General features: G+C 46.5%; 11 protein-coding genes and 1 pseudogene. 10 read left to right on the plus strand and 2 right to left on the minus strand.

The annotated features are described in order from the left end of the window. The first annotated feature begins 140 nt into the window (after positions 1–140). The 7 genes from B5D40_RS10935 to B5D40_RS10965 all read left to right on the plus strand — a co-directional run bounded on the left by B5D40_RS10935 (position 141) and on the right by B5D40_RS10965 (position 8,972). Positions 141–980: a hypothetical protein gene (locus tag B5D40_RS10935; protein WP_078776928.1), complete on the plus strand. Its 840-nt coding sequence runs from the start codon at positions 141–143 to the stop codon at positions 978–980. Continuing rightward, positions 961–3,747, plus strand: coding sequence for an esterase/lipase family protein (locus B5D40_RS10940; RefSeq protein ID WP_078776929.1), 2,787 nt, complete (start codon positions 961–963; stop codon positions 3,745–3,747). The genes B5D40_RS10935 and B5D40_RS10940 overlap by 20 nt, the downstream gene beginning before the upstream one ends. Next, on the plus strand, positions 3,734–4,114 hold the full coding sequence (locus B5D40_RS10945; protein WP_078776930.1) for a hypothetical protein: 381 nt from the start codon (positions 3,734–3,736) through the stop codon (positions 4,112–4,114). The genes B5D40_RS10940 and B5D40_RS10945 overlap by 14 nt, the downstream gene beginning before the upstream one ends. Beyond that, positions 4,078–4,668 (plus strand): hypothetical protein, encoded by a 591-nt coding sequence (locus tag B5D40_RS10950; protein WP_078776931.1) that lies wholly within the window; start codon positions 4,078–4,080, stop codon positions 4,666–4,668. The genes B5D40_RS10945 and B5D40_RS10950 overlap by 37 nt, the downstream gene beginning before the upstream one ends. A 67-nt stretch (positions 4,669–4,735) precedes the next feature. After that, positions 4,736–7,219 (plus strand): NPCBM/NEW2 domain-containing protein, encoded by a 2,484-nt coding sequence (locus B5D40_RS10955; protein ID WP_078776932.1) that lies wholly within the window; start codon positions 4,736–4,738, stop codon positions 7,217–7,219. Continuing rightward, positions 7,216–8,277 carry a glycosyltransferase gene (locus B5D40_RS10960; protein WP_078776933.1) on the plus strand — a complete coding sequence of 354 codons (1,062 nt, stop codon included), beginning with the start codon at positions 7,216–7,218 and terminating at the stop codon, positions 8,275–8,277. The genes B5D40_RS10955 and B5D40_RS10960 overlap by 4 nt, the downstream gene beginning before the upstream one ends. Then, the gene (locus tag B5D40_RS10965) at positions 8,274–8,972 is read left to right on the plus strand and encodes a hypothetical protein (protein WP_078776934.1); all 699 of its coding nucleotides are present in this window, start codon (positions 8,274–8,276) and stop codon (positions 8,970–8,972) included. Before B5D40_RS10960 ends, B5D40_RS10965 begins: the two co-directional genes overlap by 4 nt. Before the next feature lie 4 nt (positions 8,973–8,976). On the opposite strand, the gene B5D40_RS10970 is transcribed toward B5D40_RS10965, so the two are convergent. Beyond that, entirely contained in the window at positions 8,977–10,287 is a 1,311-nt protein-coding gene (locus B5D40_RS10970) for a serine hydrolase domain-containing protein (RefSeq protein WP_198951009.1), read from the minus strand. A gap of 449 nt (positions 10,288–10,736) precedes the next feature. Between B5D40_RS10970 and B5D40_RS16515 the strand changes: the two genes are divergently transcribed. From B5D40_RS16515 to B5D40_RS10985, 3 genes are all read left to right on the plus strand, one after another. Continuing rightward, positions 10,737–11,351, plus strand: a complete 615-nt coding sequence (locus tag B5D40_RS16515; protein ID WP_143394384.1) for an IS30 family transposase — start codon at positions 10,737–10,739, stop codon at positions 11,349–11,351. Between the two features lie 177 nt (positions 11,352–11,528). Beyond that, the gene (locus B5D40_RS10980) at positions 11,529–12,173 is read left to right on the plus strand and encodes a DUF4329 domain-containing protein (protein ID WP_078776936.1); all 645 of its coding nucleotides are present in this window, start codon (positions 11,529–11,531) and stop codon (positions 12,171–12,173) included. Next, positions 12,174–12,680 carry a hypothetical protein gene (locus B5D40_RS10985; RefSeq protein ID WP_078776937.1) on the plus strand — a complete coding sequence of 169 codons (507 nt, stop codon included), beginning with the start codon at positions 12,174–12,176 and terminating at the stop codon, positions 12,678–12,680. It begins immediately after the preceding gene. A gap of 206 nt (positions 12,681–12,886) precedes the next feature. Here the strand turns inward: B5D40_RS10985 and B5D40_RS10990 are convergent. Continuing rightward, a pseudogene (locus B5D40_RS10990) lies at positions 12,887–13,177 on the minus strand (hypothetical protein); the annotation flags it as partial.

Genomic DNA, 13,177 nt, shown 5'->3' on the forward strand with positions numbered 1-13,177 from the left:
AATCGTTCATACGCTTAACGAAATGAAATTAAAAAATGATTTTCTTTTGTTGTTGTGGAAAATTTACTAAAAAAGAACAAATTATTTGACGATTTTGCTTAAGATTTTCTACTTTTCCTACGAAAAATAGGAAAATGATAATGAAGAAAATTTTAACATCTTATGTTTTGTTTTTTGCGATGAATGCTTTTGCACTTAAGTCTTGGAATGCGGCGGTAACGGAAATTTTGCCCAGTTTTTCGGGAATTCGCGATTCTTCTTATGTTTCATCTATTAGTTCTCCGGGTCCCAAAGCTGGAGAAAATCTCATTGCTGACTACGATGAAGATTCGTATCTTCTTATTGACCATTGTGCTGATATTGTCGATGATTCTGGAATCAACTTCAAAAAGGGGGCGTTTTCGGTAAAATCCTTGTCCGAAAAATTGACAAAAAAAGTGGATCATGATGGGGTGGATAGGTGGCATTGGATGTTGTTCTATGAAATGGAATACACGGTCACATGCGGAAATAACATTACTTATAACGGGATTTTCAAATGGAGGGTGCAGCTTTGGTCTTGTCAAGTGGGCTGTGATGATAACGTGGATACCAAAACTTATTCTTTGGATGTAGGTTCGTATGATTATTCCACGAATACATTTGAACCTCACCGAGAACGAGCTAAAAAGGACGGTAAAAATGTTGTCCCGATAATGAATTTGCTAGCTGCTTGGAATGGACGCGAGGTTGCTTATCCTAAATATCAAGGCGGAGTGAACAAGTTGGCAGTTCCCGTTCTGTTGGTTCCCGGATTTCAGGCGGATTATAAAAATACTTGGGGTGTTGAAATTCCCAACTCGGATAAAAATAGTACAGAATTTCAGAATGGCATGGTCTCAGCTTATCTCAATGGCGGATTGCCGGATATTTTGGCCCGATACCAAGGATTGACCATCTCTAGAGACGAAATAAACTCCAATGGCATTTATTTTTTTTAACGCTCCTGTGGATAAAAATGGGAAGCAGCCTTCGCCGGAATGGGTAAATGGAAGTGCGTCTTCTTCCATTTCGTTTGCCTTGTATGAAAAACTTCAAGAAAAATTAACTTTGCATTTTGGGGAAGCATGGAAAACGGATGAACACCTGAAAATAGACATTGTAGCCCACAGTCAGGGTGGACTTGTCGTTCGCGAAATGCTCCGTGGGCTGAACGAGCATCCGGAAAATTATCCCACCGGAACGGCGAATGCGGCGAATCATATACGCAAATTGGTTTCTGTGAATACTCCCCACTTGGGAACGCCGATAGCCGATTCTAGGGAAGACTTGAGTGCTATGCCCGAATACTCATCTATTGCGACTCTTCTCGACGATATAGAAAATCAACACGAATTAGAAAAGAATGCGGAAAAAATGCCGGCAATCAATCGGGATAAGGTCTTGTTCGAGGCGGATTTGGATGTTCCTTGGGAACGGCTGATAAAAGAAGGGGCGGGGGCTGCTTGGAATAGGGAGTGGTGGAAAAATGTATTGATAGGTTTTTTGGGAAGTTGGGAAACGGCTTCCGTTATAACGATGGCAGGAGCGTTTTTAGGATATGAAACGGACGTTTCTATTAAAATGCGTGGAAATTATTTGGGCGATTATGAAACAAGGACACGAAAAAAGACGCCATTAATGCCAGCCGATAATGATGATAAGAAATTTCAAATCGGCGCGCTCAAAAATCTGCGGGATATCGCTTTTGAAATGCACCAACAAGGTTCTCATTTGGGGGAGCGTTCCGATTTTATTAAGCGTTTGAATTTTTATCCGCTATTGCCGAATGGAAAGCCCCTGCCATTGCAACCAATGTATTCTTATGATATGAGGGGCCTCAAAAATTACTATCTCGGACAGATTCAGGAGGGAGCGTCCGCTTTTTGTACGGGAGATGAGGAGGTTAAGGACTTTTGTGTGGATGCCGTGCAAATTTTGAATGAATATCTTAAGCATACTGAAAATGTTGAAGCGGAAAACGTTGCTGGCATTTATGAGCTGGCGAATTTTATCAATACATTGAGCGAACAGTGGCTTTCCAAAACGGATTTGCTGGTTCCTGTTGAAAGCCAAAAATTTGGCTACGAGGAATCCGTATCTATTCCCGAATTTCATAAACCGCGTACTTATGGAATCTATCTGTCGCAAACGCCTGACGTATCGCCGGTAAATTTGGTTTTGCATGGAAATGCAATTGGCGAATTTAAGCAAGATGTGGACGCCCTTGGAGTATCCATTCAATCGGTGAATATTCCCGGGGCCTCTCGGATGGGTTTGGATTTGCTCTGTGCCTTGGATTCATTCCTTTGCCCGGAAGATATGGATGAAGGCTATTTTCTTAAAATTCCGACCCTAGTGAAAAATGGAGTTGTTGTCACTCCGGTAGAAAAAGCAAAACCTGTTTCCGTTCAAGAATTGGCTGTCTCTGGAGACTTCAGTCTGAAACCACTTTATCTGACGCCAACATTTCAAGGTATAGGCTTTTCTATTGATGGTGGTGAGAGTCTGGTTGCCGCTTTTGATGAAAATTTGGGAACGTATGTGTGGTATCGGAATGCTTCGGGTATCGAACACTTGGAAATTTTGACTAATAATAGAACGCGTTGGCAGGTTGGCTTAAAAAGAAACGGCAATCTTTTGGAAGTCTTTGCGAATAGTTACGATGGGAAGGAGAAAAAATGGCAAATTCCTGTTTCCTTGCCGGAAAATGTCGATGTTCAAATTTATGGCGATGCAGGAGCTTCGGCAGTGGCTGCAATTCTAGGAGGTTCAGGAACGGCTGCAGATGTAGCAACGCAAGAACGTCCGCAAGTGACAACCCCTCGAATTGGCAGTGAAAAAGATGTTGTCGTGCTGCATTATGAAGCAGGCCTTGCCGAAAAAAATACATCGAGACCGCGATTTGTTGTGGCAAAAGGTGGAGAAAGTGCGGTAGAAGGATTTAAAATCGCCTATTATTTTACCGCCGACCCGGCAAGAGAACCGGTTGCCGAAATCGACTACCCCAAATATCCAATTCATGTGGAGCACTTGGGTGGAGATCAGTGGAGATTTATTTTAGATCTTTCTTCGGAAACCATTCTGCCGCAATCCATTCACCCTGATAATAACGGCTATCAAATCCGACTGCATTACCGCGATTGGAGTCCTTGGAATCACCGCCATGATTATTCGGCGGATAGGAATGTCGGCTATCCGAAATTGAATGATAAAATTGTTGTTTATGACTTGGAAGGGAATATTCTTTGGGGAGTTCCGCCAGCTCTTGCGGAAAATCTGACTGTTGATGAAAAAAAATCGGTTTCTTTGGATTATACGGATGCGGGCTCTTTTGAACCGAATCTATGGAGACCGGAATTCAAATTAAAGAATACGGGTTCTATTTCGCTTCAAAATTTCAAAATTCGGGCTTATATTCAATCTCCTGATGGCAAAAATTTTTCACAACCTACAGAAGACTGGTTCACTCCGGAATCCTCGCCGAAACTTTCTCGCCTTGCTGGAAATGTATGGCAACTTGAAATTGCGTTTGATTCCCATATCCTTTATCCGGGACAAAGCGTGTCATCGGGAAATATCGGAGTGCATTTGACAGATTGGAGTGCGTTTGGCAAGGAATTGCTTGGTCTTGTCGTTGTGGATTCCAACGGCGAGATTTTGTGGGGAACGCCGTGGGATGGTAGTGGCGTTATAAAATACCTGGAGCTTGCCGATGTTCGATGGTAGCCGCTTCTTTTTTGTAGCCGCGCTTGCATTGCTATTTGCCGGTTGCGCCATGACGAGTTCCGGGAATTTCGTGGGTGAAGCCGGCGCATTGAAGTATTCGACGGACGAGAAAAAGTATCGCTTTGCGGAAGCGGGGCTTTCTGTTGGAGGCAATGATGCTTATCGGCTTTATTCGCCAAATCACGAAACGGGATTGGCGGGGGGGGCCGTCCATTTCCGTGCGGAACTGTTTTCCCTGGACTATTCGCTTCTAGGAAATCGCGGCGGCATCTTTTTTTCCGTTCCGGTCACCATTCCGCTGGATGCGGGCATCCGTCCGAGCATTGTGCAATGGGTGGGGCCTTTTTACGGCGGCGCGGGGATATAATAGAGGGGGGGGGGGCCGTCCATTTCCGTGCGGAACTGTTTTCCCTGGACTATTCGCTTCTAGGAAATCGCTGCGGCATCTTTTTTTCCGTTCCTGTCACCATTCCGCTGGATGCGGGCATCCGTCCGAGCATTGTGCAATGGGTGGGGCCTTTTTACGGCGGTGCGGGGGTTTCCTTTGTGGGCGGTATTTATCCCAACTTGCAGGACGACGATTACGAGCCTAAAGCGGACGATTCCTGGGGCCGTTTTGACGGATTTATCCTTTATTCCCTGGGCTGCGGTTTTTTGCTGGATGTCACGGAAAAATTTTCCCTGGGCGCTTACATGACTTGGGAACGCGTCGCTTTTAATTCGGGCGGCAGAGTGGCGGACGAAATTCTGGCAGAGAACTTGCCGGCGTATTCCAGCCGAAAAATGCTTACGACGATTGGAATGCAGTCCTTTGTCCAGTTCAAAATGCCACTGGGATTTTTTGCAGAATATTCACCGAAATCGTTCATCCAAAATGCCGGAACTCAAAAATTGAAGCTGGGGATGATTCTGCTTTATTGAATGGCTATGAGGGGGAACGAAGGCTCGGCTTTGCTGCTTTTGAACCAATTATTTTTATCTTTGGCGTATGAAAAAAGAAGCGAATTCATTTCCGATAACCGTCAAGGAAGGGCGAGCTATTTTTTTAACGTTGCTGGTCCTTCTCGGTGCATTTTTGATTTTTAATCATCTCTCCGTTTCCTTTGCCCGTGCTTGGGATATTCAATGGGGATATTATGCAACTCTTGCCACCTTTGTGGCATTGATTGTGGGTGTTGTGGCAAATGCGAAAGAACTGATTTCTCGAGTACGTTCGCATTGTCCTTCCAGGAAAAGTCTGGCGGTCTTATTCGGCCTGCTGATTTTTTTCACGATTTTTTCTGTAAACCATATTGAAAATTCGCACCGGGTTTTATCCGATGAAACCAGTTGGGAATCGATGGGATTGCAGATGTATTTTGAACAGAGCGGTGGCATCTGCAATGAAGGCATTTGGAAAGATGGCGTTTTGGATTGCCGAGTCGAAGTGAATAATTTTAAAGGCAAGGCTCTGGGCTTTGTCTATTCGCTGGTGTTTCTTTTTGCCGATCCGAACCGGGATACGGCTCTTCTGGTGAATCTGCCGTTTTATTTGATGAGTCTGGTCGCCTTTTTCTTGGCGTTGTCGATTTGGCTGAAAAGCGATTGGCGTGCTTTGGCGGCGACGGCTTTTTTAGGGGGAATGCCGATTCTTTTGATGCAGTCGCGTTCCGCTTCGACAGAAGTCCTGTATATATTCCTTTTGGCATTTTTGATGGCGTGGTATGCGCTTGTCCCCCCGAAAGAAGTCAAGTGGAAACATTTTCTTTTGACGGTTCCGTTGCTGGGCCTGTTTTCGGGAACCCGGCAGGAAACCGTGTTTGCGTTTGCTCCCTTTGCCATTTACTATTTCCGCTATTTTCGGGCGGAATTTTATCGCTTGCCGCTTTTCGTTCTTTCTGTTGTCGCCGTTTGTTGGCCTGCGGTCAATACGATGGCCGCTTATCGTGGCTATGATTTTCAGGGTGGCACTCATGCGGCGCATTCGCTTTCCAATTTTTGGTTCAATTTAAAGACCGATACGGTGCGAATGTTGAACTTGGGCAGCGATTCGGCTCGGGGCGACATTTTGGAAAATCCGTTTTATACGACATTTACCGTGATTCTTCTTTTGGCGACGCTCTGGCTTTTGTATCGGATGATTTTTCAAAAACGTTATCGCCGCGGATTTGTGCTGGGATTTCTTTTTTGCATTCAGATTTTTGTCATCCTTTTGAATGTGTCCGGCACTTTTGAAATCGATATCAACCAGCGTTATGTTCTGGTGGCGTTGCCTTTGTTTGCTTTGATTATGGCTTTGGGCGTCAGCGATTTTTTGGAAGTCCGTTTGCAAAATTTCAAGCGTTCTTCTCAAGTGGCTGCGTTAATTGCCGTTGCGCTTTCTACGGGGCTGGCGCTTTGGCATACGTCCAGTTTTGAAGCGAATATGCTTTATTACAAAAACAAATTGCTCGGCGAAGAAAACTATTTGAACTCCTATCTGAAAAAGTTCCCGGAAAATTCCATTTTTATTTATGCGCGTCCGTGGCAAATGCTGGCTTCGGGTCATTCCAGTTTTAGCGAAAGGACGTTTATGGGCTGGGGCACAGACGAGTTTGCCAAATACCAGGCGGAAAGCGGCGGCAATATCTATCTTGTGCGCGGGCAGGATGGTTATGGGCAGGTGAATCGCCAGTCGCGAGTTGTCGGTTTTAAAACGACGGATCAAATCAATTCCATTCTGGAAGGATACAAAGTCGAAAAAGTTCTCGTGGAGAACCGTTTGTTTGGCTATCCGCTGACGGTGCATCGTGTGGTCGCGAAACACGGACTTTCCCTTTATGCGCAAGGAATTTCTGTTGGGGAAATGCAGCTTGAAGATGGGCGAGGCGTGTTTGCTTTGTCCAAAAATTTCCCGGAGTCGGTGGCTTATCACGTCTGGCGGGGGAATGATCTTTTGATGGAAGGCGTTTTGGATTCTTCGCCGGATTCCTTGACGATTTCGGATTTGCCCGCAGGGCTTTCCCGGTATTCTTTCGCGTTCTATGTGCCAGACGATACGGTGCGCATCATTCGCGATGCTTTTGTGGATGCGGACGACGTGGCGCTCCTTTCGACTTTGCCGATGGTGGAATTTGAACAGGATTGGGGAGAACCCCAGATGGACGAGAGCGTGGAACACCACACATTGCGCATAAATGGAGAGCCGTTCCGCTTTGGCATTGGCTCCCACGCGAATTCCCGTCTGCTCTTTTCTTTGCCGAAAGATTTTGAAATGCTTCACGCCGTTGTCGGGCTGGATGACGAAAGCGCTTGTGGCGACGGTGCGGAATTTGCCGTTTGGACGGATGGAAAGCCGGTCTGGCGTTCGAGGCGCATTTATTCAGGCGAATCTCTGCCGATTCAAGTGAAGATCCGCGGTGCGCGTTCTTTGGAATTGCGCCTGGATCGTGGAGGGGACAAGAACTGCGATCATGGCGACTGGGCGAATGCTTGGCTGTCGGGCGGAAAATGATGAAGGTCCTTGTTGCGCCTTTGGATTGGGGGCTAGGGCATGCGACCCGCTCCATTCCCATCATCCGGGATTTTTTGCGGCAAAATGCGACGGTGGAATTGGCCGTTTCGGGGAGCATTGCCGCACTTTATAAAACGGAGTTTCCGGATTTGAAGCAAATTCCCATCCCGAGTTATGCGATTCGCTATCCGAAGCACGGGTTTGAATTCCCGCTATGGCTTTTAACCCATTTGCATCGGATTCAAAAAGTCGTCGCCGAGGAACATCAGATTGCAGAGCGGCTGGTTCGGGAACGCCAATACGATGTGATTTTTTCGGACAACCGTTTTGGTTTTTACGCGAAGGGTGTTCGGAACATTTACATGACGCACCAGCTGCGCATCGCTTTTCCCGGCGTCTTTCGCCTATTTGAAAAAATCGGCATTCTTTGGCATTGCCGTCAAATGCAAGACTTCGATGAAATATGGATTCCCGACGAGGAACGTTTTCCGGGACTCGCGGGAAGGCTTTCGCACGTTGCTTATGCCGACGAAAATTTGAATCAAAAAATTCGCTATGTAGGTCCACAATCCCGATTTGCCGAAATGGAAAATAAAGCTACGGAAAATGCTTTTCAAGAATTTCGCTTTTTGGCTCTGCTTTCGGGTCCGGAACCCATGCGGACGGCTTTTGAAAAAAAATTGCTGCGGGCTTTTTCTGAAATTCCGGGGCGCCATGCTCTTGTTCGAGGGCTTCCCGGTAGTTCGGATTTGCCCGCCGTGCCGCCCAACGTTTCGGTTTTCAATCATCTAGAGACCCCTCTTTTGGCCGAGACGATTCGCCATGCGGAAACGGTTGTTTCTCGTTCCGGTTACAGTACGGTTATGGATATGCGAATTTTGGGTGCTTCCTGTATTTTTGTGCCGACTCCGGGGCAGACAGAACAGCTTTATTTGGGCAAGACTCTTTTGGCGTCGGGAATCGCGGGGCTGCTTTTTCAAAATCAGATTTCCAAAGATTCTTTGCTTGAAGCCGCCGCCGTTTTGAAATCACATCCTAAAAATGGAATCGTTTTATGAAACCTTTTACCATTGCTTTTCCCTTGGATTCTTCTTTGGACGAGGCTCCTCGGATTTTAATGGAGAAGATGCACTTGGATCTTTCTAAAAAACAGGTGATTATTCCCGGCTCGCCGATGTTTTATTCGCCGATTTTGCAGGAACCGGCTGCCGCTTTGGAAGCTCTTTTTGCCGAGCACGCGCCGCTTTCCGAAGAAGAATCTAAGGCGATTTCTGCTCACCGGTCGCTTCTCTTTTTGCAATTTGTCGCAAAGTCTCCCGAAGAATTTCTGTCGTTTTTGCCTGTCGCCAAAAAGCTTTTGGAAAATTTGGCGTCTGGCATTTATGTGGAAAATTCGGGATGCGCCTGGAGTGCGAAAGTTTTTCTGGAACTCGTTTCGGGCGATGTTCCGCTGGAAGCCTTTGTCAATTTTATAGAAACTTCGGATTCGCTATTCACTTTGGGATTGGAACCGTTCGGGCTTCCGGATTTTTGCGTGGCGAAGGAAAATGTTGTGGGTGGCGGTCGGGAAGTTTTGATTTCGGCTGCGGATTCCGTTCTTTTGGATGCGCAGGATTTTTCGTCGGGTTCCAAATGGAAAGATGATGACGGCAATGTTTTTGAATTTCGGAACGAGGCGACCGTTCCATTTGCTAAAAAATCCCCCGAGTGGAATGCTCAGGGGTATCGTCGGTTGATTCTTCGCAAATCCTGAACGATTACTTTTTGCGCATCAAGTAATCCGCCAAGGCTTCGTAGGCGGGAATGGAATTCGGATCGATGAATTTGTTGGAGGATTGGGGATTGGATGCAAAGCGGACAATCACCATTTTTGCCGCGGGATCCACGTAGATGGCTTGTCCGTGTACGCCGCGGGCCATAAATGCGCCGTTGGCGTTGTTGGTAATCCACCACATATTGTGATAGCTCCAGCCCGAGAGCTTTGGATATTCGCCTCCCTTGCTGAATTTTTCGGGGCTGCCTCCGCGGGAAATTTCTTGAACCGCTTCCTTGGGCAAGATTCTTTTTTTATCTAGAACGCCGCCGTTCCGGAGCAGTTCGCCAAAGAGTGCCATGTCCCGCAAGTTCAGGTTGAAGCCCCCGCCCGCAAAGGCGATGCCGTCCGTGCCCAGCTGGTAATAGCCGTCGTAAACCGCTCCCATGGGCTTCCAGATTTTTTCTGAAACCAAATCGGCGAGACTTTTTCCGGTAATGCGGGAGACGATCCAGCCAATCAGTTCCGTATTGATGGTCTTGTAACCGAACTCTTCGCCGTGTTCCTTGCCGGGAATCTTTTTGACGGTTTTCAGATATTCGTAATAGTTTTGGGGGCCTTTGTAGGAATCCGGGCGGAAGAGGTTTCCCGATTCGGAAAACTTCCAGATTTCTGCGTTGGGATCGTTGTAATTCTCGCTGTATTGGATGGCGGTGGTCATGTCCAGAACATTTTCGACGGTGGCCCCTTCAAAGCCAGAGCCTTTTAATTCGGGAATGTAGTCGGTCACCAGTTTTTTGGAATCCAGCCGATTTTCCGCAATGAGAATGGCGGCGATGGTGCCTGCAAAAGATTTGCTGACGGACATGGCGGCGTGTGTGCCTTCGGCGGTAAGGCCTGCGGGGTAAGCTTCGTAAACGATTTTACCCTTGTGAAGTACGATAATGCCGTCGGTATAGTTTCTGTCCAGGGATTCTTTCCAGGTGATGGGTGATGTTTCTCCCCAGGGCACGAATTGAATCTGGTCGATTTTTTTGTCCAGCTTGATTTTGAACGGATGATCGTCTTCTTCGGATGCCGGGACGACTTTTGTTGGGTAAAATTCCCGGATGTGGTTTACGCTGTAGCGCAGCCCCGGGAAGGTGAAAAAGGAACCGTCCTTGGCGTAAAGGAGCTTGCCCTTTTCGGGTGGAAATCCTTGCATCCAGCCCATGGCGTTGGGGTTGGATTCTGAGGCGGTTAATGCGTTTTGGGAAAAGGCGCTCCCGGCGAGCAAGAGCAGGGTGGGAAGAATGAACGTTGCTTTTTTCATCATGAACCCTCTTGAATGTGGTGTTTTTAAAATACAAAAAGATGCTAGAAAACGATTTGGCTCGAAATAAAAAATGATTCACCCTCTTCTGCGAAGGCATTCAACATTTGAAAAAAAATCCGTTTTGAACGGGCAGCCGCATTTTGGCGAGACATTTTCGTTTTGAAGGAAAGTTCACCCTTTGAAGGGAATGTTTTTGCCTCGAAGAAAAAGTCTTTGATTAAAGAAATATTCTTTTTGGGGGAAATTATATATGATTTTCCACCAAATACTCTCGCGGATTATCATCGCTAAGTAAATCCAATTTTGGCAGAAAGCAAAAAAATCCCGGCTAGGTTTCTAGCTTGTGTTTTCGACCAAGAAAAGGACAAGCGATAAGACTTAACTGCGATAAAAGATACCAAATCAAGGCCCTGCTTGAAGCAGGAATACTCCAAAAGGATATCGCTAGAATGCAGGAAATATCGCCGGGAGGACTTTCAAAGGAAATTTCCCGTAATGGCGGAGCAAAAGATACTATCCGGAGAAGGCCGAAAAGCGGGCGACAAAGCAGGCGAGGAAATCCCGAGTTTAAACATCTCAGGCACGGCAACAAGAAGTATCGCCAGCGGTCTCCAGCCAAGGACGGATGCGGTTCCATAAAGGACCAGCGGATGGCCAACGACAGGATGTCGAACTTCTGCATTCTGGAACCGCTGCAGACAAGGGATGCCGATGATTTGGCGGAAACGATGGTCGCCGCATTTGAGCCTTACAAGGAACTTCTGCACACGGTTACATCGGACAACGGCAAGGAATTCGCGGAACACGCAAGGATCGCCAAAAAGCTCGAAGTCGACTACTTCTTTGCACACCCGTACCACTCGTGGGAGCGGGGAGCGAATGAGAACATGAACGGACTGATCCGTCAATATCTGCTCAAAGGAACTTCATTCGAGAATCTGACAAGGGCTGAAGTCAAATGGGTCGAGTGGAAATTGAACAACAGGCCTAGAAAACGGCTTGGATATTTAACTCCGTTAGAGTATATTTCTAGGCTAGTTAAACAAATTTACTTGGCGACTTAAATCCGCCCTGCAAAAACATTGCCCTTTTGGACAAAATTTAATGTATCTTTGTGCTGTTAGCTTGTGCAGTGCTTGTTGCCGTTGAATTGGCGGTCCTGACGAGGAAATCAGGAAGGGACGACTTTGGGCGTGGTAGAGCGATGCTAGGATTACAAAACATTCATCAAAGGAGGCGTTATGCCGAATTTTAACAATTCCAAATCTTCGAAGGATGGACAGGGCACTTTTGCTTGGAATTTCGGGAAGCCAGAATCCCCGAAGGATGAACAAGACTCCTTTGCTTGGAATTTCGGAAAGCCTGAATTCCCGAAGGATGAACACGATACTCTTGTCAGGAATTTTGGTAGGGAACTCGATATCGCCGAAGACAGGCTGGCAAAAAAACGTTGTTTCGTATCTGAATCAATGAACGAAACCGCTCGCCAGTGGGCGCAGGAGAACAATCTGTTCTCTATATATGAAGACAGGGAATATGTCAGCTACATTTTCGAAACCTCGAATGGATTGTTTCGCACATTTCGAAATCCTGTTATTGGTGATGTAGATGGGTTTCTTCTCTCTGATTTAGAAGCAAGAAGGAAAGAAGAGAGCCTGGAAGATCTAAAAATTGTTGGCATCATTCATTCTCACGGGGCCGAGAATCCTCAATACAATAGTGAAGAATTTTCAACTCGCCTCAGAGATGAAAATGGAAATGTTAGCGGAGATCTTTTCTTGTCGGAAGAGGTGGGGCTGCCCCTCTTTTTGATTACTCCAAGAGATACTTTACGAAAGTACACGCCCAAGGTATATAAGCATGAAAAATGGTATGTGGGGGAATAGATGAAGAACGCGATCCTTTTTGTTTGTTTGGCGGTCGCGTCGGTTCTGGCTACGGAGATGAAGGGCTATTCTTCAATGACGCACCTTGAATATTTATATTCGCAAAAAGTGTCAATTCGAGATGAGAGCGATTTGAAATTTGTCGTGGAAAGAACAGACCGAGTGGTGGTGCTGCAGGTTCCCTTTCTCGACACCATTGGTGTGAGGGCGTATATTCCAAAGGAAAAAATGGACAAAGTGAAAAAACTGCTTTTGAGCTTTAAAAAAACGGGAAGCAAAAAACCTTCCATATCTCCCGAGGAGGATGTAAAGTTTGTGAACGATTTCGTTTGTTCCATGCAGTTTTTCGATAGAAAGGGCCTTGTCATTGGGGTGTTGGGATATTACTATCCCAACCAGCTCATCACGGAAGACAGGACCATTTGGAGCTCGCCTAGGTATAAGGAACTGGATGCAATCTTGAAGGATCTGTGGCTTTTTGTTCCGCCCGTAGTAGGCTTTGACTAGACAAAAATTCAATGGTTCCATATTGCGAAATGGAATTTCAGGCTTTTTCACTGGCCACGGGTCCCATTGCGAGCGACCTGCCTGTTGGCGACAGGATGCGCTCTTACGAAATTTGGCAATTATTGCCCTGGTTGAGGGCTCCTCAATGTGGACGGCAATTCTTGGATTGTTCACCCGTCATTCTATATTAGTCAGCCCTTAAAAAGTCACTTTGCGAACGCAAGATAAGGACGTTCGCATTTTTTGTTCATTCCGTTCCACAGAAGGCAAAAACAGTATAGCCATTCCAACAGGGCAAAAAAGCGCCTCATGGCCCTCTTGAAGTTGAACGCTGCCGCAGCAAGCTTTGCATTGAGCATGTCGCCAAAGATTCCCTTGTAGAAATTTCTGCCCATACGGTGGTCGCTTTTCAGGTGGCCGTTGATAGGCTCGATGCCAGCCCTCTTGCAAAAAAGCTTGTGAGCCTTTTTCTTCTGGTAGTAAGTCGCGTTTTTCTT

Origin of the sequence: Fibrobacter intestinalis (assembly GCF_900167415.1) — a bacterium.
GTDB classification, from domain to species: Bacteria; Fibrobacterota; Fibrobacteria; order Fibrobacterales; family Fibrobacteraceae; genus Hallerella; species Hallerella intestinalis.